The sequence below is a fragment of the Clostridia bacterium genome (assembly GCA_017405765.1).
Classification (GTDB): domain Bacteria; phylum Bacillota; class Clostridia; order Oscillospirales; family RGIG577; genus RGIG577.
The window spans coordinates 1-24607 of the sequence record JAFQZS010000049.1; the positions used below are offsets into that span (position 1 = coordinate 1).

General features: G+C 48.8%; 20 protein-coding genes and 1 tRNA gene. 18 read left to right on the top strand and 3 right to left on the bottom strand.

Annotated features, from left to right (window positions below; all coding sequences use genetic code 11):
• Window positions 1-261 precede the first annotated feature (261 nt).
• Both prfB and secA read right to left on the bottom strand, forming a co-directional pair.
• Entirely contained in the window at window positions 262-1377 is a 1116-nt protein-coding gene (prfB, locus tag IJG50_08905; protein MBQ3379959.1) for a peptide chain release factor 2, read from the bottom strand.
• Between the two features lie 31 nt (window positions 1378-1408).
• Complete coding sequence (secA, locus tag IJG50_08910) at window positions 1409-4156, bottom strand: preprotein translocase subunit SecA (protein MBQ3379960.1); 2748 nt, start codon at window positions 4154-4156, stop codon at window positions 1409-1411.
• Window positions 4157-4629: 473 nt separating this feature from the next.
• Here secA and IJG50_08915 point away from each other — a divergent pair, with 473 nt between their 5' ends.
• The 3 genes from IJG50_08915 to IJG50_08925 all read left to right on the top strand — a co-directional run bounded on the left by IJG50_08915 (window position 4630) and on the right by IJG50_08925 (window position 9333).
• Window positions 4630-8508, top strand: a complete 3879-nt coding sequence (locus tag IJG50_08915) for an S-layer homology domain-containing protein (GenBank protein ID MBQ3379961.1) — start codon at window positions 4630-4632, stop codon at window positions 8506-8508.
• Window positions 8509-8591: 83 nt separating this feature from the next.
• A complete protein-coding gene (maf, locus tag IJG50_08920; GenBank protein MBQ3379962.1) occupies window positions 8592-9170 on the top strand; it encodes a septum formation protein Maf in 579 nt (192 codons plus the stop codon).
• Window positions 9171-9257: 87 nt separating this feature from the next.
• Window positions 9258-9333 (top strand) — tRNA-Gly (locus tag IJG50_08925).
• 229 nt (window positions 9334-9562) lie between these two features.
• Here IJG50_08925 and IJG50_08930 read toward each other — a convergent pair.
• Entirely contained in the window at window positions 9563-10123 is a 561-nt protein-coding gene (locus IJG50_08930) for a methylphosphotriester-DNA--protein-cysteine methyltransferase family protein (GenBank protein ID MBQ3379963.1), read from the bottom strand.
• A 565-nt stretch (window positions 10124-10688) separates the two neighbouring features.
• Between IJG50_08930 and IJG50_08935 the strand changes: the two genes are divergently transcribed.
• The 15 genes from IJG50_08935 (at window position 10689) to IJG50_09005 (ending at window position 24264) form a co-directional block, all read left to right on the top strand.
• Entirely contained in the window at window positions 10689-11081 is a 393-nt protein-coding gene (locus tag IJG50_08935) for a metal-dependent transcriptional regulator (protein MBQ3379964.1), read from the top strand.
• Window positions 11082-11141: 60 nt separating this feature from the next.
• Window positions 11142-12554, top strand: coding sequence for an FTR1 family iron permease (locus IJG50_08940; protein MBQ3379965.1), 1413 nt, complete (start codon window positions 11142-11144; stop codon window positions 12552-12554).
• Window positions 12555-12658: 104 nt separating this feature from the next.
• Complete coding sequence (locus IJG50_08945; protein MBQ3379966.1) at window positions 12659-13303, top strand: iron transporter; 645 nt, start codon at window positions 12659-12661, stop codon at window positions 13301-13303.
• A 177-nt stretch (window positions 13304-13480) separates the two neighbouring features.
• Entirely contained in the window at window positions 13481-14794 is a 1314-nt protein-coding gene (locus IJG50_08950; GenBank protein MBQ3379967.1) for a DUF2318 domain-containing protein, read from the top strand.
• A 45-nt stretch (window positions 14795-14839) separates the two neighbouring features.
• Window positions 14840-16138, top strand: coding sequence for an ABC transporter permease (locus tag IJG50_08955; GenBank protein MBQ3379968.1), 1299 nt, complete (start codon window positions 14840-14842; stop codon window positions 16136-16138).
• A gap of 12 nt (window positions 16139-16150) precedes the next feature.
• Window positions 16151-17356, top strand: coding sequence for an ABC transporter permease (locus IJG50_08960; GenBank protein MBQ3379969.1), 1206 nt, complete (start codon window positions 16151-16153; stop codon window positions 17354-17356).
• A 15-nt stretch (window positions 17357-17371) separates the two neighbouring features.
• Window positions 17372-18049, top strand: coding sequence for an ABC transporter ATP-binding protein (locus IJG50_08965; protein MBQ3379970.1), 678 nt, complete (start codon window positions 17372-17374; stop codon window positions 18047-18049).
• 24 nt (window positions 18050-18073) lie between these two features.
• Window positions 18074-18523 (top strand): FMN-binding protein, encoded by a 450-nt coding sequence (locus IJG50_08970; protein ID MBQ3379971.1) that lies wholly within the window; start codon window positions 18074-18076, stop codon window positions 18521-18523.
• Window positions 18524-18712: 189 nt separating this feature from the next.
• A complete protein-coding gene (locus tag IJG50_08975; protein ID MBQ3379972.1) occupies window positions 18713-19042 on the top strand; it encodes a hypothetical protein in 330 nt (109 codons plus the stop codon).
• A 1-nt stretch (window position 19043) separates the two neighbouring features.
• Entirely contained in the window at window positions 19044-19583 is a 540-nt protein-coding gene (locus tag IJG50_08980) for a pilus assembly protein PilX (GenBank protein ID MBQ3379973.1), read from the top strand.
• 10 nt (window positions 19584-19593) lie between these two features.
• Complete coding sequence (locus tag IJG50_08985) at window positions 19594-21186, top strand: FAD-binding protein (protein ID MBQ3379974.1); 1593 nt, start codon at window positions 19594-19596, stop codon at window positions 21184-21186.
• Complete coding sequence (locus IJG50_08990; GenBank protein MBQ3379975.1) at window positions 21183-21893, top strand: 4Fe-4S dicluster domain-containing protein; 711 nt, start codon at window positions 21183-21185, stop codon at window positions 21891-21893. The genes IJG50_08985 and IJG50_08990 overlap by 4 nt, the downstream gene beginning before the upstream one ends.
• 2 nt (window positions 21894-21895) lie before the next feature.
• The gene (locus IJG50_08995; GenBank protein MBQ3379976.1) at window positions 21896-22348 is read left to right on the top strand and encodes a DUF4418 family protein; all 453 of its coding nucleotides are present in this window, start codon (window positions 21896-21898) and stop codon (window positions 22346-22348) included.
• Window positions 22345-23553 (top strand): FtsX-like permease family protein, encoded by a 1209-nt coding sequence (locus IJG50_09000; GenBank protein ID MBQ3379977.1) that lies wholly within the window; start codon window positions 22345-22347, stop codon window positions 23551-23553. Before IJG50_08995 ends, IJG50_09000 begins: the two co-directional genes overlap by 4 nt.
• The gene (locus IJG50_09005; GenBank protein MBQ3379978.1) at window positions 23554-24264 is read left to right on the top strand and encodes an ABC transporter ATP-binding protein; all 711 of its coding nucleotides are present in this window, start codon (window positions 23554-23556) and stop codon (window positions 24262-24264) included.
• The last annotated feature ends 343 nt before the right edge of the window (window positions 24265-24607 follow it).

A 24607-nucleotide genomic window follows, 5' to 3' on the forward strand; every position in this document is an offset into this window, starting at 1 on the left:
TCGGTTTGCGGCTTTTGTTGCTCCGTTCTTCTCTGAATACTTGATTACCTGTTGACGGAAATGCGCGCTAGATGCTAAACTGGTCATGGAAATTCATCTCTTTCATGGCTGATTTGTGTGGTAACTTCATCATACCATGTTCGAGTTGGATTTCCATTCTCTTTTGTCACATATCATTTGTACCATAACAAAAAAGCGGCTCTTATGCGCTTTTTTGTATCATAAGAGCCGCTTTTGATTTTTTATCTTCGTAAGTCCGGATCAAAGCTTTCCCTGGCTTAGCTGCTTTAAGTATTCGTTTATAAAGCCGTCGATGTCGCCGTCCATAACGGCGTTTATGTTGCCCGATTCGTAGCCCGTGCGGTGATCCTTCGCAAGAGTATACGGCATGAAAACGTAGGAGCGTATCTGTGAGCCCCAAGCTATTTCCTTTTGCTCGCCCTTGATGTCCTCGATGCGTTCGAGATGCTCGCGTTCCTTTATTTCGACAAGCTTCGATATGAGCATTTTCATGGCGGTATCCCTGTTCTGATGCTGGCTTCGCTCCGTCTGGCACGCAACGACTATGCCCGTAGGTATGTGCGTTATGCGTATGGCCGACTCCGTCTTGTTTACATGCTGGCCGCCAGCGCCGGAGGAGCGGAACGTGTCGACCTTAAGATCGTCGGGACTTATCGTTATGTTCATATCCTCGTTTATCTCGGGCATTACCTCAAGCGAGGCAAACGAGGTGTGACGCCTGCCGGAGGCGTCGAAAGGCGAGATGCGAACGAGCCTGTGTACGCCTGCCTCGCTCTTTAAGTAGCCGTAGGCGTTGGTGCCCTCTATAAGCACGGTCGCGCTCTTTAAGCCCGCTTCGTCGCCGTCGAGAAAGTCTACGAGCTTGACCTTGAAATGATGGCGCTCCGCGTAGCGCGTGTACATGCGGTAGAGCATTTCCGCCCAGTCCTGCGCCTCGGTGCCGCCCGCGCCCGCGTGGAACGTGAGTATCGCGTTGTTCTTGTCGTAAGGCCCCGAAAGCAGCGTGTCGAGCGTCATTTTATCAAGAGTCTCCGAGACCTCGCCGTATGCCGACTCCACGTCGTCCCAAACTGACTCGTCCTGCTCTTCGAGAGCCATTTCGGTAAGCGTCAGCGTGTCTTCCCAGTTATTATAAAGGCTCGAGTAGGCCTCGACCTTTGCTTTGAGCTCCGATATGCGCTGGAGTATCTTTTGATTATCGCCGTCCTGAGAGGTCCAGAAATCGGGGGCGGCAGTCTTTTCTTCAAGCTCGGCGATCTCTTTTTTCGCGTTGCCTAAAGAGAGCGCTTCCGATAGCTCCTCGATTTTGGGCTTCATGGCGATAAGCTTCTGCTTTAATTCTTCAAATCGTATCATATATACCTCGTCGTCTATGGTTTATATCGTCTTACGCGCCGCAGCACTTTTTATACTTCTTTCCGCTTCCGCAGGGGCAGGGGTCGTTGCGGCCTACCTTTACGCCCACCTTAACGGGCTGGGGTTTGCCGGAGCCGGCCTTGGAATTGTCGCCGCCGTCGCGGTTCGTCTTTAAATTCTGAGGCGCTGCGGGGCGGCTTTGAGCCGGTTTTCTCTCTCTCAATTCCACGAGATATACATAGCGCACGGTATCTGCCTTTATGCTTTGTATCATCTCGTCGAACATATTGGCGCCCTCGAATTTGTACTCGACGAGCGGGTCCTTCTGTGCGTAGGCGCGTAAGTTTACGGTCTGGCGCAGGTGATCCATCATGTCAATATGGTCCATCCACTTGTTGTCAACGTTCTGCAAAAGAACGAGACGCTCAAGCTGGCGCATGATGTCTTCGCCTATGCGCTTTTCCTTCGCCTCGTAGACCTCGAGCGCGCGCGTATGAAGAAAGTCGCTTAAATCGTCTCTCGTAATACGGTCGAAGTCCTCTGTCGTGTAGTTTAAGTCGTCGCGGGTGAGGAAAAGACCTTCAAACTGCGTTTTTAAGCCCTTTATATTCCACTCATCGGGAATATCTGAGTTCGCATAAAGCGCCACGTCGTCGTTTATCGTGTCTTCTATCATTTTTATTATGATAGGACGCATATTTTCGCCGTTTAATACTTGGCGGCGCTGCGAATAGATTATCTCGCGCTGCTGGTTCAATACGTCGTCGAACTTTATAACGTTCTTTCTGTATCCGAAGTTCTGGCTTTCCACGTTCTTCTGAGCGTTCTCAATGATGCTCGATACCATCTTGTGGTCGATGGGCTCGTCGTCGTCAAAGCCGAGCGTAGCCATTATGGGCTTTAACTTCTCGCCCGCGAAGAGACGCGCGATGTCGTCCTCAAGGGAGATAAGGAAGCTCGATTCGCCGGGGTCGCCCTGTCGTCCGGCGCGTCCGCGGAGCTGATTGTCTATGCGGCGGCTGTCGTGACGCTCCGTGCCCAGAATGTAAAGCCCGCCGGCCGCGCGCACCTTTTCGGCGTCGGGAGCTATGAGAGCCTTGTTCTTTGCAAGCAGCTCGGCGTAACGGCTGCGCGAGCGCAGAATATCTTCGTCGTTCGTCTCTGAAAATTCGGTCGCCTCAAAGATAAGGCGCTCGTCAAAGCCTTCCTTTTCCATTTCGCGCTTCGACATGAATTCGGCGTTGCCGCCGAGCATTATGTCGGTACCGCGTCCGGCCATGTTGGTGGCTATCGTTACGGCGCCGGGCTTTCCGGCCTGCGCTACTATATAAGCCTCTTTTTCGTGGTTCTTTGCGTTGAGTACCTCGTGGGGTATGCCGTTTCGTTTAAGAAGCTTTGACAAAAGCTCCGACTTTTCTATAGTTATAGTGCCGACGAGTATAGGCTGCCCCTTTGCGTGGCACTGCTTTATTATCTCCACTACGGCCTTGAACTTGCCCGCCTCGGTGCGGTATATGACGTCGGGATTGTCCTTTCGTATCATGGGCTTGTTCGTCGGTATCTCCACCACGTCGAGCTTATATATTTCTCTGAACTCCTCCTCCTCGGTAAGAGCCGTACCCGTCATGCCGGAGAGCTTTTTATATAATCTGAAGTAATTCTGGAACGTGATGCTCGCAAGCGTGCGGCTGTCCTTCTTTATGGGCACGTTCTCCTTTGCCTCGATAGCCTGGTGAAGTCCTTCGGAGTAGCGGCGGCCTATCATTATGCGTCCCGTGAACTCGTCGACGATAAGCACCTCGCCGTCCTTTACGACGTAGTCGATATCCTTCACTTTTACACCGTAGGCGTGTATTGCCTGATTTATATGATGAAGCAGGCGCATATGCTCGGGGTCCATAAGGTTGTCAACGTTGAACGCCTGCTCCGCCTTTTTAACGCCGCGCGGAGTGAGCGTCGCGTTCTTCGCCTTTTCGTCAACGATATAGTCGGCCTCGACGTCGTCGTAAGACTCCTTGTCGTCAAGCTCGACTATACGCATCGGGCGAAGACCCTTTACGAAGCGGTTAACCTTTTCGTATATTTCCGTAGAGTCGCCGCCCTGTCCCGAAATGATGAGCGGAGTGCGCGCCTCGTCTATAAGTATAGAGTCTACCTCGTCGACTATGGCGAAGGCGTGGCCGCGCTGCACCATGGCTTCCTTTCGCGTGACCATGTTGTCGCGCAGATAGTCGAAGCCGAACTCGTTGTTCGTGCCGTAAGTTATATCGGCGGCGTAGGCCGCCTGCTTTACGGAATGTTCGAGTCCGTTTACGACGAGCCCGACGCTTAACCCGAGATAACGGTATATCTTGCCCATCCATTCGCTGTCTCGCTTGGCAAGGTAGTCGTTGACGGTTACTATGTGAACGCCCTCTCCCGTGAGCGCCATAAGGTAGGCGGGGAGAGTAGCGACGAGCGTTTTGCCTTCGCCAGTCTTCATTTCGGCGATGCGTCCCTGATACAGCGCAAGGCCGCCGATGAGCTGCACGCGGTAATGCTTTAGCCCCAAAACGCGCCACGCCGCTTCGCGCACGGCGGCGAACGCCTCGGGCAGTATATCGTCGGTCGTTTCACCGGCCGAAAGCCGCGCCTTGAGCTTGTCGGTAATGCCGCGAAGCTCGGCCTGGCTCATCTGTGAGAACTGCGCGTCGAGAGCTTCGACTTTATCTATGATAGGATTCATGCGCTTCAGCTCTTTTTGGCTGTTAGTGCCGAATATCTTGTTTAAAAAACCCATTCTGTCCTCCGTTGTAAACTGTTTTTTGATTTCATAAAAAATATTATATTACACGACGCTTAAAAAATCTATTACGTAATTATAAACAATTTATATATAAATAATTTGCCGTTTTTTGCTTTCGGCCGCCTCGGAGCGTTCTGTTATAACACAAATAAAACCTAATATATAGAAAATAAAAAATATTATAATATACTTATATGTTTTTAATTGTGTTTTTTATGTTTTTGTTATATAATGATTAAGAATATGCTTGTCGGAAGAGACGTCTAGATAAAACAAAAGCCGATCTCAGCGGGGAAAAGCTTTTTGAGATTTACATAACAAATAAGCTTGACATAAGCGGTCATATAGCATATTTTAAGAATATAGAACAAAATATAGAACAAAAAATCAAGTATACATAATCTTTTTGAAACCGTCTGACGTCTTGCGCGTCGGATAAGTTATAGAGCCTTTTAAGGAGGGGTATTATGAAATTTTCAGTAAGACGGGCGCTGTGCGTGATAGTTGTCGCGGCAATGCTTCTGTGTACGCTGCCTGCAGCCATGGCTGCCGATACGACGGCACAGGACGGTATGAGCGTGCTTCGCACCCTGACGCGCTCGGACCTTGTGACTAAAACGGTAAGCGTATCCTCGCCGGAGGACCCGATAACGCTTACGGTACCTTATTCGTATGCGGATAGGGCAATAAAGCTTTCAAGCGGCACCGACTTTACGGCAAACGCAGGCTTTTCGGATATTTCGCTTGAATTTTCCGGCCCCGCTTCAATAGACGGCAGCGCCGTTGACCTTACGGTAAGCTATACCGTGGACGGAGATGAAAGCGGCGCGACTTACAGGACCGTTTATGTAGTAAATGCAGTGCGCGCCGATTCTGTACCGGCAGTATTCGAAGGAGTCATCACAAAGACGGTGAACGCAGGCGGCAGCGTCAGCCTGCCTTCGTCTGAGTTTTCCCTGTTCTACACGCAAAACGACGGCAAACCGCTCGCAGGCGTGAAGATAGCGGGAACAAATCCGTCATGGGGTATGCTGAAGCTCGGCAATGCGGAATACGACGGTAAGATACTGACCGTCGCCGAACTCAATAATCTTTCGTTTTCGGCTTCGGGAAGCGGTACGGTAACGTATCGTGTTCATGCATACGACGACGTAAGAAACGGCTCTCCCATAGGAGAGGTTACGCTTAAAGTAACGTCTGAAACGATAGCTCCCACCACATCGGTGATAAATTACACCGTGAGAGAAGGCGAAAGCGTAAGCTTCAGAGCGGTCGATTTTTCGGCGGCGATGAACGATCTGCCTGCCGGCGTTACTCTGACCCGCGTAAGATTCACAGTGCCTCCGGCTCTCGGTACGCTTATGATAAGCGGCGAGGAGGTACAGAAGACGAATGATTATTATGTAAACGCAAACGACGGCCCGTCCATATCGAACGTGCTGTATAAATCGACGGGCGGATACGGCAACGATACCGTTAATTATTCGGCATATTTAAGCGACGGCACCCAGCTTGCCGGTACGATAAAAATGACGGTGTCTTCAAAGGATCCCGACGTTATAACGTATTCTGTAGAGGCGGGAGAAGCGATCGTATTCAATGCGGCCGACTTTACGAATGTGATGAAAAAATACGACTCCGTTTCGTCGTTCCATCACGTAATAATAACGGCTCCTTCGGCAACGTACGGCGTTCTTTATAAGAATTACGTGTCGGCGACGAATCCCGGCACGAGAGTAACTGCGGGCACAGATACGGGCAACCTTTACACCAGCGGATCTGCGGCAACGCAGATAGGCAGAGTGGCGTTCGTGCCGACAGCTTCGCTTTCGGCGCAGGACATAACTCTCTATTACGCCGCTTACGATACGTCGAGCCATGTGCTTTACAACGGAGAGATAATCGTAAAGGTCAAAACGCAGGGAAGCACCGGAACGGTAAAATACAGCTGCACGAAGAACGGCTCGGTGAAGTTCTCGGCATCCGATTTCCGATACAGGGCGTCTTCATCATCCGGATGGCTCACGCCCACATATATAGTAATAAACGAAATACCCCGGTCTACGCAGGGATACATATATTGCGCTAAATCTACCTCAAACGAAACTCAGCTCGCCGCAAAGGACGAGGGTTCCACGCGGTATTATTACAGCGCAACGAGCACGAACAATATCGCAAACCTGAGCTTTTCGGCCAGAAGCGGATTTACCGGAGATATAAGCATACCGTTCACGGCGTACGAGAGCAACGGCAACGTTATGTATGAGGGCAACATCGTGATAACGGTCACGGGTTCGTCCAACACGGGAAGCGCAGAGGACATATCTTATGAGCTGAACAGCGATGATTACGTTACTTTCAAGGTCACCGATTTCAATAACGCCTGCATCGATGCAACAGGCAACAACTTAAATTACGTTACGTTCGCGCTGCCCGCGACCTCGCGCGGAAGACTCTATCTCAATTATTCGACTACAACCTCAACGGGAACTGCGGTAAGCGCAAGCACTAAGTATTACCGCACGAGCACGCCCAAGATAGGCAGCATCTCGTTCGTACCGAACGAGAACTACAACGGCACGTTTACTCTGTCTTACACGGGATACAGCTCAAGCGGCGACAGCTACACGGGATACGTTGAGATAACGGTAAACGAAAGCGACAGCTCGGTGATAACCTACACTGTTGTGAACGGAAACACAGTTACGTTCAGAAGAGCCGATTTCAATAGTTTATGTAAGAACGAGACCGGCTCGACGCTCGATCACATAAGATTTGACAGCCTGAGCACGTCTTACGGAAGGCTCTATTACAACTACTCAACGTCATCGACAAGGAATCCCGTGGCGGCGAAAACGAATTATTACTATGCGGGAAGCGACGACCTGATAGCTAATATAACCTTTGTGCCGAACACCAAAACGAGCGCGACGGTAACGTATAAATTTACGGGCTACGACACGGATAACGATAGCTTTGAAGGCGAAATAAAGATAAAGATAACAGGTTCATCTACTGCGACGGATGAGGAAAACGATATAATAACTTATAATCTAAGAAACGATTCTTCCGTAAAGCTCAACGCATCCGACTTCAACTCGATGTCAAGAAGCATCACGGGGGACATACTCGATTATGTAAGATTTTCGCCTCCGTCCTCGACGTACGGCCAGCTTTATGTAAACTACAACTCTGCGTCCTCTCTGGGAACTATAGTGAACTCAAGCACGAACTACTACCGTTCGGGTTCGACGCCGCTTATAAGCGACATAACCTTTGTGCCGAATTCAAGCTATACGGGCACGTTCAACATATCGTTTACGGGATATGACGTTGAGGGTGTGCGCTTCAGCGGCACGATGAGGATAACTGTTACACAGGGAAGCGGCAATACGAATACAAACACCGAAACAAACACCGATACGACCAAAACGGCTACGAGAATATCTTATAAGACGGACGTGGGTACGCCTGTTTCGTTCGCCGTAAACGATTTCAATACGGCTTGCTACGGAGCTACGGGCAAAACGCTCTCATACATAAACTTCTCAATACCGAACGCGGCGGCAGGTAAGCTTTACACCGATTACAACTCGCAGACAGCATCGGGAACGTCCGTGACGGCGGGAACGAATTACTACTTTAACACTTCGCCCAATATTTCAACAGTAAGCTTCGTGCCCGAAGCAGGCTTTAATGGCAGCGCAACGATAAGCTACACAGGCTACGCAACGGACGGAACGTCGTTTGCGGGCAGCGTGGTAATAACTGTAGGCGAAAACTCGGGCGGAGGCTCGGCGCATTTTGACGACGTGGGCAGCAGCCTTTCGTGGGCGGTGCAGGGCGTAGATTATCTCTACGAAAAAGGCATAGTTACGGGTACTGCCGAAAGGACATACAGCCCGATGAACAACATAAAACGCGGTGATTTTATCCTTATGCTCCAGCGCGCCTTCAGGTTCGAGGCGTCAGGCAATACGAAACAGTTCGCCGACGTTTCGCCGTCGTCTTATTACGCGGCGGCAATACTTGCGGCAAAGTCCAACGAAATAGCGCTGGGCGGCGGCAATAATCTGTTCGACCCCGAAGCGTCGCTTACGCGCGAGGATGCGATGGTGCTTGTTGTGCGTGTGCTTGAAAAGGCGGGCGAAAGCCCTAAAAAGGGCAGCGCGTCAGACATTGCATCGTTCGTTGACAGGGGCGACGTGTCGGGCTACGCGGTCGAAGCTGTGGCAACGCTTGTTCGCGCAGGCTACATCTTAGGTTCCGACGGCAAGTTAAATCCGAAGTCGAACATCACACGCGCGGAGATGGCCGTACTGCTTTACAGGATAATAACGAAGTAATTATAGAAGTAATATAATTCTACAAAAAGAGATACAAAGCCGCGTGAGAAAGCGCGGCTTTGTTCGGCACGGGAGTGATTTTTTTGAAAAAACTTATTCTTGCCTCGGCGTCGCCGAGACGAAAAGCGATTTTTACCGACCTCGGCCTGGATTTTACGATAGTGCCGTCAAATGCCCGTGAGAGCACAAGCGAGCATGACCCCGCGAAAGCCGTTTTAGAGCTTTCGCGCGGCAAAGCCGAAAACGTATTTGCGCGCACGGGCGGCACGGTGGTTTCGGCCGATACCGTGGTAGTGCTCGACGGGAAGATCATGGGCAAGCCGAAGGACGCCTCCGACGCCGTAAGCATGCTTCACGCTCTTTCGGGACGAACACACGAGGTATACACGGGCATTTGCGTAAAGGACGAAGAAAAGACAGTATCGCGCGCCTGCCGCACGGTCGTTAAGTTTCGCAGCCTTTCCGACGATGAGATAGAGAGATATGTACTAACGGGCGAGCCGCTAGACAAGGCGGGCGCATACGGCATATCCGGATTGGGCGCGCTTCTCATAGAGGGCATAGAAGGCGATTTTTGGAATGTTGTAGGATTTCCGATAGCAGCGTTCGGAGAGGTAATGAGAAAAGAATTCGGCATTGAGATAATGCCGAAAAAACAGTGATAGGCCGTCGATAGTTATTACATTTTTTTCCATAACGCGTTCCGGAGTCTTGACACCGCGCTTTTGTTGGTGTATAATCCTTCATACGCGGATGTAGCTCATCTGGCAGAGCGCGACCTTCCCAAGGTCGATGTGGCGAGTTCGAGCCTCGTCATCCGCTCCATATTCGGACGTCGGCTTTTAAAACAGGCCGGCGTCCGTTCTGTTATGAGAGTACCCCGTTTATGCGGCGGTATTCTCTTTTTTGCGCCGACAGCCGTTACCCTTACGCCGCTTCTTGTTGAACTGCCGGTTTAAAAATATAAAAAACGCCGACGCGCCGTAAAAATCACGGATCGTCAGCGGAGGCGAAACAAATATGAGAGTACACATCTTTCAAAGTATGGCGGAATTCAATCTTTCAGACTTTTTAAATATTGTTTTCTGTATGCGCTGGGAGAAGATATATAAATGCTTTTAAAGATCCTTGCAAAATGCGAAGGCGTAGCATAGCCGACACGATCTGCAATTATCTCTATGCTTAAATCGGTAGACATAAGCAGTTTGCATGCTTCTTCACAGCGTTTCTGGTTATGGTACTTTAGTAAGGTCGTGCCCGTAACCTTTTTAAATGTTTTTGATAAATAGATCTTGTCAACATACAGCGCCGCAGAAATGGAATCGAGCGAAAACTTTTCAAAATAGTGTTCGCATATATATGCCTCAGCCTTTGAAGCCAGTTCCTGTTTTGCTCCATGCCATTCCGGTAGATTGGGCCTGCAGCGGCTGCACGGATGAAAGCCCGCGTTTACTGCGTCCTCCAAGCTGTTAAATATAATAATATCTTTAGGCTCGTATTTTCTGGCAGTGCAGGAAGGACGGCAAATGATTTTCGAAGATTTTATGCCGCAGAAGAGCTTGCCGTCATAGGAGGGATCGTGAAGCTCTATCGCTCGCCATTGTTCTTTTGTCATATATTTTTACCCCGATTGTATATTGCGTTTTCATGAAATCCATATACGCACAGGCCCTTTCGCATGTTAAACGGTGTAATGCTGTATCGCGACAGAGCCGTGTTGGAAAGTTAAGTCCGAATTCTGCCAACAGGCGGGGTTTAAGACGTAAAACGTCTTAAAGACGCCATAAATAGTTAGATTAAACTAACTAAAATCACTATATCATTTTATTACGATAATTGAAAGGCACAAACTTTAAAAGCTAATATTAGGACGATTGCAAGTTAGTATAGACTAATTTCAGAACACTTCCGCGTTTGAGAGCACTATATAATATTAAAAGTCGGTTGAGCCGATCGTTTTTTTTGGCAGCAGGTTAGTTTAATCTAACGAAACCTTTCCCGGAAGCGCAGCCGTAAGAACACGACAGCACTTATGGGCGTGCTTTTCGAGAAGATGTGTTTGCTGAATATGATATTTCCGCGGCATAGATTTGCATAAATAATGCAGCGGTTTTTGATACAACGTTTTGTGTACTGAATCAAAGCCTGCTCGATCGTAGTCGTAAAGAAAGGAGATATCTGTGACACAAAGAAGAAAAGTTGAAGATTATATGAAAACAATATATCTGCTGTTTCGACAGGGATCGGCTCGCGGCGCAGATATCGCAAAAGCGTTAAACGTGTCAAGGGCAACAGTATCCATAAGCTTAAAAAGCTTACAGCAGGAGGGATATTGCAAAATTCGCGAGAATCATACCGTTGTCTTGACGCCGAAAGGGTTGGCAATAGCAAAAGAAATAATAGACAGAAACAACAGCTTTTACGAAATGCTTGTGGAGCTTGGCGTAGACAAAGAAACGGCTTTAAGAGATGCGTGCAATATGGAGCACGCCGTAAGCCGGGAGAGTTTTTGCGCGCTGATGACCCTTGCAGAATGTCATGAAAAATGTAAACGGTCTTCCGCCGCGTATTGACCGCTTTTTTGCAAAAAAGGTTGCGATCAGACGAGAAGAACAAAACGAGGTGAAAACATAATGAAAAAAAGGGGCTTGCGCAAGCTGCTTTGCATGTTTATGCTGCTTGCGGTTGCGATCAGCGCCTTCTCCCTGGCTGCTTATGCGGCCGAAACGGATGGTTCGAGCGAATACTATTTATCATATAAGAAATATGTGGCTGCGGTCAATCCCGACGGCTCAAAAACGATCACCTACAATGATATAACGGATCAGATAGCCAATCTTTTAAACGAAGGCGTCAGACGTTATGAAACCGGAGCGGTCCGAGACGGCGACGACGGCTATTACAAGCCGTTTACAAATTCCTACGGTTTCTGGTATGAGACCTCCGGATTTGAAAAAACGGTAATGGGCTATATCTCCGGAGCGCGAGTCAACGAAGTTGAATTACAGTTTTCCAATATGAAAAAAGCCGTTAACAACGGCGCCGATATTGAGACTGTCAAAGCGGAAGTGGACACGCTTATCGGTATGCTCCGTGAAGACGCGAACATCTTGGACGACCTGTTTGGTTATTCGACCGCCGACAGCAGCGACGGCGGCAACAACGGCAGCGGGCTTGCATGGGCTACGTTCGGCGCGGTATTCGGTATTATCCTCCGCGAAGGACTGGAAGCTATTTTGATCGTCGGTGCAATGGTTGCATATCTGGTCAAAACAAATAACAAAAGCGGAACGCGATATGTTTATCTCGGCGCCGTTATAGCGTTGATCGCCAGCGTAGGTCTTGCAATTTTGCTTTATTCAATAACAAGCAGTACCAGCAATTCCATCCCGCAGGAGATCGTCGAGGGCGTGACTGCACTTGTTGCGGTGGTCGTTCTCATCTACGTTTCCAACTGGATGATCTCCAAGTCGGAGTCCGAGGCTTGGACGAATTACATAGCAGGAGAAGTATCCGCATCCGCCAGCAAAGGCAAAATGTGGGCGCTTGGCTTTACATCTTTCCTCGCCGTATTCCGCGAGGGGGCGGAGGTCATCCTCTTCTGTCAACAGTACTTCTCCCGTGCGGGTTCTATGAATAACGGCTACCTTGCCGTCTTCGGCGGCATTGCAGTGGGACTTGCGGCGGTAGCGATAATATTCGTCATTATTCGGAAGTTCGGCGTAAAGCTTCCGCTCAAGCCGTTCTTTATGGCGACGAGCATTTTGATGGCGGTCATGTCGATCGCTTTCCTGGGTTCCGGTATGTTCGAGCTGTTTTTGGACGGCCGACTGGCAGAAACGATAGGAGGCGTCGTACAGGATCTTGCCGGCACTATACCTGCCCTTTCGTGGATGAACGGCAACGACGTACTGGCGTTCTTCGGGATATATCCCACTTATATCACGCTCGTCCCGCAGATCATCCTTCTTGCCGTTACCATAATCACGTTTATTATGATGATAAGAAAGAATTCCAAAGCATTTAAACGACTCGGCAAAAGTTGATCGCACTCAACTCCCATTCAACAATCATCTGATCTGATCCCGTAAATCCGATCAGTGGTTATTGGCAATACATCATCACAAGAATATTTTTGGAGGTAATACGAATGAAAAAAGTATCTAAGCTTCTTGCTTTGACGCTGACTCTTTTGATGCTTGTACTTTGTCTCGCTGCCTGCAGCAACAGCAGTTCGGGCAACAGCGAAAGCGCAGGCAACAGCGATGCTTCGGCACAAGAGGAAGAGGTTGTCGCAGATGCAGAGCAGGCAGACGACGGCGGTGAAGACCTTGGCTTTACCGAAGTTGAGATTTTCTCCGGTGTAGAGCAAGAGTTCCTTAACCTGAACGCTGTATATTTTCAGCCTGTCGATATGACCGGCGGATATAACGCCGAAGACTATGACTGCCACCTTGAACTTGATGTTTCCGCTCTTCAGAACGGCCTCGGATACGGCACCGGAGACTGGGTTCCTTATTTGACGGTTGAGTATGAAGTAACTAAAAATGACAGCGATTATTCCGTAAGCGGTACTTTTATGCCGATGGCAGCTTCCGACGGTCCTCACTATGGCGCAAATATTAAGATGGACGGCGACGGAATGTATACCGTTACCTTTACGGTGAAATTCCCCGACTCGAGCACATACCTTATCCATACCGATGAGACCGGCCCCGACGATCATGATTTCCCCGCTGCTATAGTTTATACTTATGACAATTGGCAGTTTACTGACGGGGCTTGGGCTGAATAATTTGACCCACCCGTGCGGTTGCTGAGGTTTACGGGGCTTTGTGCAACTTTGGACTCTGGCGAGAGCAGAGATTCTATGCTGTTCTTGCCAGAGCCATTCGCATGTTTTCGGATATATAGCAAGCTCCGCCGTATATGACGAAAACATGACGAAAAATTACAGAATCAAGGTGACGAAATGCTTACTAATCTTATTAATGTGACAGGCGATCTATTCGCCCTTTCGCTTCTCATAGGAGTGATTTTTGCGTTCGTTGATCATTTTTGCAGAGAAAAGGGTCAACTCATAGCACGCTGCGGACTTGCGCTCGGCTTTGTAATTGCTGCAATAAGGGCGTATATTACAAATAACAGCCGACTCGTCGGCGGTTGGCGCGTTGGCGCATATGGCTATGCCGTTTCGCTGGCAATTTTTGTTTTTCTGCTCGTTGCCTTTGTTGTTTTATTTCGCAAACTCGCTGACAGACCGCCCGATGCGGCAAAAGCATCGAAGGCGGAAATTGTTATTTCTTCGGGTATCGCGCTGCTTACGGCTTCTTATCTTTACTGCGCGTTGCCGAATGTATACGTATACCCCTTTAAGTTCGACGTCGGAGGGAACGGACTTCTCTCCACGGATTTTCTTTTCCGGCTCGGCGGATATCTGCTTGGTATCCTTGTATGTCTCGTTTCAGCCTTCGTCGCTTATAAAAATGCGCGGCTTTCGGCTAAAAAGGGGTATGCCAAGCTTTTAGTGATTTCATTTGCATTGTTAAATATCATGTATGCGATATACAATTTTGCCCGGCTTATGCTTGTCCTGACGCCGAGAAAAATCGTTGACAGCGCAGCGCTGTTTAACTTTGCGGCAGCAAGCAACAATAATTCCGTGTGGTACACTTATGCGTCTTTTTTCATACTGATAATCCTATCCGTTATTCTTTGGATCAGAAGTTATACCGCAAAGGAACCGTATTCGACCAAAGCGGAGCGTCGTAAGCAGCTTGCCGTGTGGCGCAGCGCAAAACGTTATTCAGTAGTACTGCTGATATGCTTTGTATGTTCGATCCTCTGTGCGACATTGTTTGTACAGTTAAACACCGTTGTTATAAAAGAGGCTCCGGTCGAGGAACCTTTGATCGTGAAAGACGGCGCGGGAGCGGACAGCGAGCTGCGCGTTCCTTTAGACATGGTGGTCGACGGACATCTTCATCGTTTCGGCTATACGACTCCGAACGGAAATCTTGTGCGGTTTATCGTCGTGCTGAAACAGGAAAATACTAACAATTATGGCGTTGGCCTTGACGCCTGCGAGATATGCGGAGAGGCCGGTTATTATGAAAACAACGATGGACAGATCGTCTGCAAAAAGTGTTCGGTAGTTATGAATAAAACGACTATAGGCATGAAGGGCGGATGCAATCCGATCATTATAGATTACGATATAAACGAAAACTATATCGTTGTTCCGGTGACAGAGATGGTGAACAACGAGTCACACTTCAAAAAATAAAGCAGATAACAAGGAATGCCATCCTGTACGGGAGGAAAATAAGACATGTTTTTTAGAATGGTACGCGGCACATTTAAACGTCAATGGAAAAAAATGCTGATGATCGCTTTGACGGTAGCATTGGGAGCGTCGATCGCAACGGCAATGCTGAACGTTATGCTTGACGTTGGAGATAAAATCAATGAAGAATTGAAGACTTACGGTTCCAATATAACCGTAGTTCCGCAATCGGAGGCTGTGATCAGCAAATTGTACGATATCGAGAACGATGATATACAGACAGAATACATAAGTGAAGAAAAGATAGGCGAACTGCTTACTATCTTTTGGGCGAATAATATTACCGATTTTGCTCCGGAAACGGAAACGACGTGTACGCTCAACGGTCAATCGGTCAAGGTCATAGGAACTTGGTTCAATCACCATTTCGAGTTTCTTAAGAAGGGATCGATCTACGAAAGAGACACCGGGGTTATCAATTTGCGCAGCTGGTGGGATATCGAGAGCGGCGAATGGTTAAACGAACAAACGTTGGACGGCGACGCCTATGCGATGGTCGGTAAAGACGCCGCGAAGAGGCTGGGTATCACTGCGGGCGATCGGATCGCTTTGACGGCGACAGGCTCAACAGAGACGCTTACCGTAATAGGCGTATATGAATCCGGAGACGACGATGACGAATGCATATATACCACGCTTTCGGCGGCGCAGCGCCTGACCGACACAGTCGGCCTTATCAAAAAAATAGAGGTAAGCGCAATAACGTCGCCCGATGATGAATTGGCTCTGAAGGCGGCAAGAAATCCGTCTTTGCTTTCGGGTGACGAATACGATCTTTGGTACTGCACCGCGTATGTAAGCTCCATATGCTTTCAGATACAAGAGGCGATCCCCGAGGCGTCTGCAACGGCGATACGCCAGATCGCAGATTCCGAAGGAAAGATATTGGAAAAAACAGAGCTTCTTATGTCTTTGATCGCTTTTTTAAGCCTGATAGGAGCTACGCTGGGCATATCTAATCTTGTAACTTCCGGCGTAATGGAAAGAGCTCAGGAACTTGCGCTGCTCAAGGCTGTGGGGGCACGAAGCGGCCAAATAACGGGATTGGTATTGGTAGAGGTATTGATCACTTCCGTTTTGGGCGCGATCATCGGGTATTTTATGGGATACGCATTCGCGCAGCTTATCGGTCAGACGGTCTTCTCGTCGTCTATCGAGATGAGTGGAATGGTCGCGTTTATAGTGGCGATTTTAATTGTTGCGGTCACTCTTGTCGGCAGTATTCCGGCAATACGAATGCTGCTGAGACTGCGTCCGTCGGAAGTGCTCCACGGCGGGCATTAAGGAGACGATAATATGAACAAGAAAAGACGTATGTTTCTCAGAATGATCGTCGCATCATTGATAAGACGGCGTTCAAGAATGATAGTTGCGCTTCTCGCTATTATGGTCGGAGCAACAATACTTTCAGGACTTGGCTTGATTTATTTCGACGTTCCGAGACAGATGAGCGCCCAATTCAGAAGCTATGGCGCCAACTTGATCCTGACGCCCTCCGGCGAGGCGGGCATTTCGGATGAGGCGCTGAAAGCGGGGATCGCATGTATTCCCGAATCGGAACTGGAAGGCTGTACGCCCTACAGATATGAAAACACGCAGATACACAATATGCCGGTGACGTTGGCCGGTACTGATTTCGACACCGTGCTTAAAACAAGTCCCTATTGGCATATAAACGGAGAAATGCCTTCGGATAACAGCGAGGCGTTGATCGGGGCAAAGGTCGCGGAGAGCCTCGGCATTCAGCCGGGCGACACTGTATCCGCAATAAATACCTTTGAGGTCACGGATGATCTTGATATATCGAGTATCCCGAGTTATGAGATCTACACGGACCCCGAAACAGGCGAGACATATTGCGATCATATGCTTGATTTGACCGTGACGGGGATCTTGGAGACAGGTGGCTCGGAAGAAGAATACATATATGTGACACTTTCAGATGTTCAGGACCTTACTCTTAATGAGCGAGGCTATGATATAGTCGAGGTCAGCGTTGCATCGACGCAGAGCAAGCTGTCCGGTTATGTTGAGCGCATCAGTGAAAACGTTGACGGCGTTTTTGCAAAGCTTGTAAAGCGCGTGACAGCATCGGAAAGCACGGTGCTTACCAAGCTGCAGTCTCTTGTATTTATTGTTACCGCCGTGGTGTTGATACTGACAATGATCTGCGTTGCAACTACGATGACGGCGGTAATTACGGAGCGCCGACGCGAGATAGGGCTGCGCAAGGCGCTTGGAGCTTACAATTCCAGCATAGTCGGTCAGTTTATGAGCGAAGGACTCCTGCTTGGCGGGATCGGGGGCATTCTCGGATCGATTTTGGGATATGTATTTGCGCAGTATGTCAGCATGCATGTGTTCAGCAGTTCGATAATGTTCCGACCGCTGCTTATTCCCATTACTATCGCGGCGTCTGTTTTAGTAACGGGACTTGCATGTCTGATCCCTATAAGGAGTGCAGTAGAAGTTGACCCCGCGCTTGTACTTAAAGGTGAATAAAGGAGATAAAACGCTATGAGCAGTTTGTTGGAACTTAAAAACATTTCTAAAATCTACGGTGATCTTCACGCCCTCGACGACGTGAGTCTTCGCATCGATAAGGGCGAATGGATCGCGATAATGGGGCCGTCCGGTTCAGGTAAAAGCACGATGATGAACATTATCGGATGCCTGGATAAGCCCACATCCGGGCAGGTAATATTTGACGGCCGCGATATTTCCAAGGAAAGCAGCAGGGTATTAACGGAACTGCACAGAGATAAAATCGGGCTTGTCTTTCAGCAGTTTCATCTTATCAATTATCTTAACGCCGTAGAGAATGTCATGGTGGCACAGTACTATCACAGTATGCCCGATGAAAAAGAAGCGATGGAAGCATTGGAGCGAGTAGGATTAAAAGACCGCGCAAAGCATCTTCCGAGCCAGCTTTCGGGCGGTGAGCAGCAGCGTGTCTGCATCGCAAGGGCGCTTATAAACTCGCCGGAGCTTATTCTTGCCGATGAACCTACCGGAAATCTGGACGAGGCAAATGAAAACATCGTGCTGGATATTTTCCGGCAGCTTCACAAGGAAGGCACCAGCCTGGTCGTTGTTACACATGACCCGGAAGTAGGAGAGGTCGCTCAGCGGATAGTGCGCCTGGATCACGGAAAAATAGTTTCCGATAAAATCAATTCTCATTTTTCGGAATAATAAAAAATATGGGAGGATACCGTCATGACAAAATCAAAAAAGCTTATTGCTTTTCTGTTTACGCTCTGCATTTGTATTTCGCTTGCCGCATGTTCAAGCGGGAATGAGCCCGTAAATTATGCAGACGGAACTTATACGGGGCGCAGCTCTGATTTTAAAGAAGATGAGACCGGCAACGGCTCGGGCTACGGACAGGCGGAGCTGATAATTCGCGACAATCAAATCGTTTCGTGTACGTTTACGCTCTTTGAGCTAGACGGCACACTAAAGGATGAAAGCTACGGAGCAGATCTGTCAAAAGAAAACCGTTTGAAAGCACAGAAAGCCGTACAGGCTGCAGCGAAGTATGCTGAGCAACTGGTGAATGAAGGAACGCTCGACGGCGTTGATGAGATAAGCGGAGCGACCATTTCATATAACGAGTTTGTTGAGGCTGTGAACGACGCGCTTGGAAAAGCTGCGGCAAACAATTAAGAAGGAGTCGTTATGAGGTCGATGAAAACAATCCGGCATGCGGGCTTTGTCGCTCTATGCGTTTTTTTGCTTGCAGTCCTTCCTATATTAGCAAATTTTCCCGCGTTCGGATCTGAAGACAAGGTTGAGGCAGTATCGAGCGCAAGCATAGAACTGCCTGATCAACCTTCAGGTGATTTTATCGTACTTATGAATACTTCTTTGCATGAAGAAACACTTGATAACTGGCGGGCCTTTTTTTCGGACGAGGATTTTCCGGTTATATTTGAGGATATCCGTTGTGTTGTCGCAGAGGGCGATATAAGCGGCCGGCAAATGGCCGAGCGTTTCCAAGCGCAGCTGCCTGAAAATCAGATGCAGCTTCGCACGGAAGATCCGACGCTTTTGGCGTCCAAGGCCGAAGCGGGCTGCATTGACGTCGCGGTATTTTCCCGAGAGATGGCGGAGGCGTTAAAGCTTACGACCGATGAAACAACGTCAGGTATTGCCGTGATTGAAATAGCGGGGGTCGAGAATTGATATGAGAAAGCTCAATGTGTTTCTTGTGATCGGCATCTTTGCCACCTTCCTTATTCATGCGATCACGGGCGGGCTTAAGCTGGCCGGAGCGGATCTGGATACGCCTAAGGCCGTTTCGTGGATATGCGTTGGTTTTATCATAATGCACGTTATAGTAACCGTTATACTGACCTTTCAGACCTTGGAAGCGCGGCGAAAATCCAGCGCGGGGTATTTCAAGGACAATATTCTTTTTTGGGTGCGCAGGATCAGCGGGTTTGCCGTTCTTATTCCGCTTGTGATGCATATTGCGATCTTTAGGTCATCCAATGCAGACGCATACCGGCTTCAGGTATTTACAACGGGAAGAATGATATCACAGATCCTGCTCGTTGCAACGCTCGCATTGCATATTCTTACGAATATCAGACCGCTTATGATCTCTTTGGGGATCAGAGATACAAAATCGTTTGCCGCAGATTTTCTGCTTATTCTCTCGATATTGTTGCTCCTGTTTGCGGCGGCGTTTGCAATTTATTATCTTCGCTGGGCGGCGTATTGAGGGAATTACCATGAACAATGACAAAACAGTAAATGTCGTAGGCGCGGGGCTTTCGGGCCTTTCAGCCGCGATAACTCTTGCCAAGAACCGGGTCAAATGCAATCTCATCTCAGTGCAGCCGTCGGAACGGGCGCAGTCTGTTCTGGCGGAAGGCGGGATCAATGCTGCTTTGGATACTATGGGAGAGAATGACACAACAGAAGAACACTTTGCCGACACGATGCGCGGCGGCGTTTTTCTGGAATCCGAAAGCGCTGTCCGCAACTTGACTGAAAATGCTCCTGCGGTCGTGCGTGAGCTGGTGCGCATAGGCGTGCCTTTTCAAAGCAAAAACGGGGATCTTATCCTTCGGAATTTCGGCGGTCAGGCAAAAAAGAGAACAGCATATGCCAAAAGCAGTACCGGAAAAATCATTATGACCGCTTTGATCGACGAAGCGCGCAGATATGAAGCGTCCGGGCTGATCAGACGGTACCCGCACCATGAGTTGTCAGGCGTCAACGTATCTGACGGCGCGCTTAGTTCCATTCATGTAATAGATCGCTATTCAAAGGAATGCTTGTCCTTTGAAGGCGTGACTATACTATGCACGGGCGGCTTGAACGGATTTTTTGAGGGCATGACCACGGGAACGACGCTAAATACCGGCAACGCCGCATCATTGGCTTTTACGGCGGGCGTGGCGTTTGCAAATCTGGAGTTTATTCAATACCATCCAACAACGGTGCAGATCTGCGATAAGCGAATGCTCATAAGCGAGGCGGCCCGCGGAGAGGGCGGAAGACTGTTTATCCTGAGAGATAATGCGCCATGGTATTTCATGGAAGAAAAATACCCCCAATTGGGTAATCTGATGCCGCGCGATGTGGTTTCCCGTGAAATTGTTGCAGTAAAGCAGGACCCGAAGTGTATGGGTGAAGTTTATCTCGATATGACAGGATTGCATGAATCCGTTTGGAGCGGGAAGCTGTCGGATCTAAGGGAGGAGATCATATCCTATTTGCATTTGGATCCGAAAACCGAGCCTGTACCCGTAAGCCCGGGCATACATTTCTTTATGGGCGGTATCCGGGTGAACGACAGACATGAAACAAATATTTCGGGCCTTTTGGCCGCAGGTGAAGCGGCGTGCAAGTATCACGGAGCAAACAGACTTGGCGGCAACTCCATGCTCGGCGCGATTTTCGGCGGACAAACGGCAGCGCAGGCAGCGATGCAAAACGCGAGAAATGCAGTTGTGAGCTCCGTTCGATCCGTTGCAGAAGAATCTTCACCGGCGCAGCGCGCAAAGCTGCGCGAGATTTTGTTGGGCGGGCTTGGCATTATCCGTACAACAGAGGAAATGACAAAGGCATATAATGAGATCTTGAAAATTTGCGAACAAAAAGGCATAAGCGGTATTGACAGAGCCCGCGCCATGCTGGGGCTTGCCATGCTCGGTTCGGCCATTGAACGCAGGGAGAGCCGCGGCGCACATTACAGAACGGATTATCCCAAACCCGACGATGCATACAAAAAGCAGAGCGTGGCGCAGTACGTTGACGGGAAGCTTAGGCTCTCTTTTGATTCGGCAGATATCCGGTACGGAGGTGACGATTTGTGAAGGTGACGCTTTCCGTTCTGCGCCGGGAAAACGGCAATACAGAAAGCTATTGGCAGGATTTTAAATTTGAAACAAAAAGTGAAACGGATACGGTGGCTTCCGCGCTCCGCGCATTAAATGAGCGTGAAAACCTGACAGATATCAACAAAAATCCCGCGCGCCAAATCGAGTGGGAATGCAGTTGTCTGCAAAAAAAGTGCGGCGCCTGCGCCATGGTCATATGCGGCAGGCCGCGTCTTGCATGCGACACGCGTATATCGGAGTTTAAAGACCGAGTTATAACCGTGGAACCGCTGAAGAAATTTCCGGTGATCTGTGATCTTATCGTCGATCGAAGGATACTGTTTGAGAACTTAAAAACGCTTCGCCTGTGGCTTAATCAGGATGCGCAGCTGGGCGATAGATACAGGGAGCTTGCATACGAAGCGTCGGAATGTATCCAGTGCGGCTGCTGCCTTGAAATATGTCCGAACTTTTATATAAACGGGCGCTTTTTCGGCATGGCTTCGGTTCCGATAACCACCAGACTCCTTACCGAAATGACGTCGTCGGAGGCTCGCGAGATCGCAAAGCTTTATCGGCAGCATACCTTTGAAGGATGCGGAAAATCACTTGCCTGCAAAGATGTTTGCCCCAAGAAGATAGATACGGAGAAGCTTATGGTCAACGCAAATGCGTTTGCCATCTGGAAACGGAAAAGAGGATAGCAATGATCGTCAACAAATCGAAAATAGAATTTGCCGCGACAGACGCTGTGCTTGCGATCTTTGCAGTGCTGTTTTTTATCGGCATTCGTTTCTGGTTCCCCGTATGCGCCCCAATGGGAGACAGCGTGATGTCATGCTATTGGGCGGGAGAAGTATTGAAGGCGGCGTCATGGCTCGTTTTGATACTGTCTTTTATCCATATTGTTGCGCCGAGCGGCAAAATAAAGACGGGAATAGACATTTCCTTGATAGGCCTAGCCATTTTCACCATGAGGATCCCGGGCGGAGTCATAGCCGTCTGCCAAAACTCGTCTATGCATTGCCATAGGACGCTTCTTTGGACGATCGTTTTCTGCGTGATTTGGACGCTCATATGTCTGGCAGATATTATTTACCGGTATTCGCGCTCGTCAAAGGATAAGCACAGCAGATCACGAAATGAGGAAACGACATGAAATACGCACTTCGGCTTGCTTTAAAAAACATAAAAAGAAAACCGTTCCGCGCTTTCGCAATGATCGTGCTTATCCTGCTTTTATCCTGCTTTCTCTTTATAGGAGCCGATACGGTCATCGGCTTGCAAAACGGTCTTTCAAGCTATCGGGACCGCCTCGGTGCGGATATCGTTGTTGTTCCCGCATCGGCAACAAGTCACGGCGCGGTAGACGATATTTTTTTGCAGGGGATCACGGGAAATTATTATATGTCTGCAAAAGAGATAGATAAAATCACGAAGACCGAAGGCGTTGAAGCATATACGACACAGTTTTTTCTTACGTCTGCAAAGGCAAGCTGCTGTTCAACGCGCGTACAGATCATAGGTTTTGATCCGGAAACGGATTTTATAATACGCCCCTGGATAGCTGAAACATATTCAACGACTATCTCGGACGGCGAAGTCGTTGTCGGAGCAAATATAAATATCCCCGAAAACAAAGTGCTTACGTTTTACGGTGAGGATTATCGTATAGCCGCCCGCCTTGCCGCAACGGGGACGGGTCTTGACAGCGCCGTTTATGCAAATATGAATACGGTTAGGCAGATGGCTCAGAACGCCTCTGTTCTGCTGCAAAGCGACGCCTTTTTGGGTGTGGATACAGATACCGCCGCATCGGCGGTCCTTCTGAAGGTCTCCGACGGATATGAAGCTGATCTTGTGGCGGATGACATAAATATCCATATTACCAAGGTTCAGGCTACGTCTTCAAGAACGATGATCGCCGACATTGCCGACGGCCTTGGCAGCGTTTCGCGCGTGATCGGAGTTTTTGTCGGCGTAATATGGATATTGGCAGTGGTGATTCTTATAGCGGTTTTTGCGCTTCTTTCAAATGAACGGAAAAAAGAATTTGCAGTTCTTAGAACATTGGGCGCATCCCGAAAAATGCTCTTTGTTATAATGGAAGCGGAAGCGGGAGTTATCAGTATTATCGGCGCAATATTCGGACTTTTGATCGCCGCGCCGGCGTCTGTGCCGCTATCTGCTGCGCTGGGGAATTCATTGGATCTGCCGTTTCTTGCGCTGAGCCTCGGCACAAAGGTTTTGCTCGGGGTTTTGGTGTTGGTACTGTCCGTTATTTCCGGCCTCGCATCGGCTTTGCTGTCTGCGGCCAGAATTACAAAGAGTGAAACGGGGCTGCTGTTAAGGGAGGACGCATAAATGAAACTGATTGCAGAAGGGATCCGAAGATCTTTTTTCAGGAACAAAGAAAGCGCCAATACCTTCAATGCCGTTGAGAAAACGAATTTTATTTTGCCGGAGGGAGAATTAACGGAGATCATCGGACGCTCCGGCAGCGGGAAAAGCACTTTTGCCAATATCCTCGCAGGTCTGCTGAAGCCTTCCGAGGGGAAGGTGTTCATCGACGGTAAAGATATTTACGAGCTCGAAGATAAGGCAAGGTCTGAATTCCGAAATAAACATATCGGAATGATCCCGCAAGAGCAGACCGGCCTTCGCAGCCTTACCGTACTTGAAAATGTTCTTCTCCCTGTTTCTCTGTATAAAGACGCTTCAAAGAAAGAATCCTTTGCAAAAGAATTGCTGAAAATGGTAGGTATTGAGGATCTGTGGGACGTGTATTCCAATGAGTTGTCGGGAGGAGAGCTTCGCCGCATGGTAATTGCAAGGGCTTTGATCAACGAACCGGAAATCATTATAGCGGATGAACCTACCGGAGATTTAGATGATGAAACAACAAATCTTGTTTTGAAGCTGCTGCGAGAGGCTGCAGACCGGGGCGCATCCGTTCTTATGAACACACATGAAAGAAAAGCGCTTGCATATGCAGATACGGTATACCGAATGGATAAAGGGGTGCTTAAGCCCTTTTTCCCGGATACGGGATCGGATTTTGAGGATCGGCGCTAAACGATGGCAATTTGCTTCTCCAAAGGGACGCGCAAACACATATTCGGACGTCGGCTTTAAAAAAAGCCGACGTCCATTCTGTTATGAGAGTACCCCCGTTAATGCGGCGGTATTCTCTTTTTTGCGCCTGCAGTCGTTACCCTTGCGCCGTCTTTTTTTATCTGATCGTAACGCATCATTGTACAACTTACATAAGAGAACACCATAAAAATCAACAAATACAGCCTTGACCCGACACTTGAATTGTGATATAATACACAAAAAGTTACACTTTGTGTAAAAACAGAAATTTAAACAAACGGGACTTGACTTTTATGAAGCAAATGGGCACAATCTTTAAGCA

Coding starts and splice junctions, on each gene's coding strand:
- prfB (MBQ3379959.1), bottom strand. CDS start 1,377: ATGATACGATTTGAAGAATTAAAGCAGAAGCTTATCGCCATGAAGCCC.
- secA (MBQ3379960.1), bottom strand. CDS start 4,156: ATGGGTTTTTTAAACAAGATATTCGGCACTAACAGCCAAAAAGAGCTG.
- IJG50_08915 (MBQ3379961.1), top strand. CDS start 4,630: ATGAAATTTTCAGTAAGACGGGCGCTGTGCGTGATAGTTGTCGCGGCA.
- IJG50_08930 (MBQ3379963.1), bottom strand. CDS start 10,123: ATGACAAAAGAACAATGGCGAGCGATAGAGCTTCACGATCCCTCCTAT.
- IJG50_08940 (MBQ3379965.1), top strand. CDS start 11,142: ATGAAAAAAAGGGGCTTGCGCAAGCTGCTTTGCATGTTTATGCTGCTT.
- IJG50_08945 (MBQ3379966.1), top strand. CDS start 12,659: ATGAAAAAAGTATCTAAGCTTCTTGCTTTGACGCTGACTCTTTTGATG.
- IJG50_08950 (MBQ3379967.1), top strand. CDS start 13,481: ATGCTTACTAATCTTATTAATGTGACAGGCGATCTATTCGCCCTTTCG.
- IJG50_08955 (MBQ3379968.1), top strand. CDS start 14,840: ATGTTTTTTAGAATGGTACGCGGCACATTTAAACGTCAATGGAAAAAA.
- IJG50_08960 (MBQ3379969.1), top strand. CDS start 16,151: ATGAACAAGAAAAGACGTATGTTTCTCAGAATGATCGTCGCATCATTG.
- IJG50_08965 (MBQ3379970.1), top strand. CDS start 17,372: ATGAGCAGTTTGTTGGAACTTAAAAACATTTCTAAAATCTACGGTGAT.
- IJG50_08970 (MBQ3379971.1), top strand. CDS start 18,074: ATGACAAAATCAAAAAAGCTTATTGCTTTTCTGTTTACGCTCTGCATT.
- IJG50_08975 (MBQ3379972.1), top strand. CDS start 18,713: ATGAATACTTCTTTGCATGAAGAAACACTTGATAACTGGCGGGCCTTT.
- IJG50_08980 (MBQ3379973.1), top strand. CDS start 19,044: ATGAGAAAGCTCAATGTGTTTCTTGTGATCGGCATCTTTGCCACCTTC.
- IJG50_08985 (MBQ3379974.1), top strand. CDS start 19,594: ATGAACAATGACAAAACAGTAAATGTCGTAGGCGCGGGGCTTTCGGGC.
- IJG50_08995 (MBQ3379976.1), top strand. CDS start 21,896: ATGATCGTCAACAAATCGAAAATAGAATTTGCCGCGACAGACGCTGTG.
- IJG50_09000 (MBQ3379977.1), top strand. CDS start 22,345: ATGAAATACGCACTTCGGCTTGCTTTAAAAAACATAAAAAGAAAACCG.
- IJG50_09005 (MBQ3379978.1), top strand. CDS start 23,554: ATGAAACTGATTGCAGAAGGGATCCGAAGATCTTTTTTCAGGAACAAA.